The sequence below is a fragment of the Candidatus Symbiothrix dinenymphae genome, assembly GCF_001431085.1.
In genome coordinates this window covers 1-391 of the sequence record NZ_BBRU01000510.1, presented here as the reverse complement: position 1 = coordinate 391, position 391 = coordinate 1, and the positions used below count along the sequence as shown (strand labels likewise).

At 34.0% G+C, this 391-nt stretch carries 1 protein-coding gene; it reads right to left on the bottom strand.

Annotated features, from left to right (window positions below; all coding sequences use genetic code 11):
* A partial coding sequence (locus ASC50_RS07535; RefSeq protein WP_226995417.1) for a hypothetical protein occupies nucleotides 1-256 on the bottom strand: 256 nt, incomplete at its 3' end.
* Nucleotides 257-391 lie beyond the last annotated feature (135 nt).

Below are 391 nucleotides of genomic sequence, written 5' to 3'. Positions count from 1 at the left end.
CAAATACGAACGTAGATACTCCGCATAATAAGGATAATATAGAATAAATTATCATCTTATTTTTGTGATCTTTTATTTTTTCACCTAGATCGGAATCATTTAAATACGTTTTACGCAAAGTGTCGTCGATACCACCTCTATAACGCTCATAGATATATTCAATATACTCTTCTGAAGCACCGCCCAATCGGTTTATTGCATCTGCTCCTTTGTTTTTTGATATTGACTTTTTCCCTTTGTTTACTTTTGCAGACAAAGATGCTGATGGTTTGAGCCATTATTGGATAAACTTTGGACAGGACTACGAAAATGCAGCCGCAATGCTTTCGCGTATAATTATTGAAGTTTATGGAGTAAGTTCAAAAACAACATTGGAATATACTATTTGGAC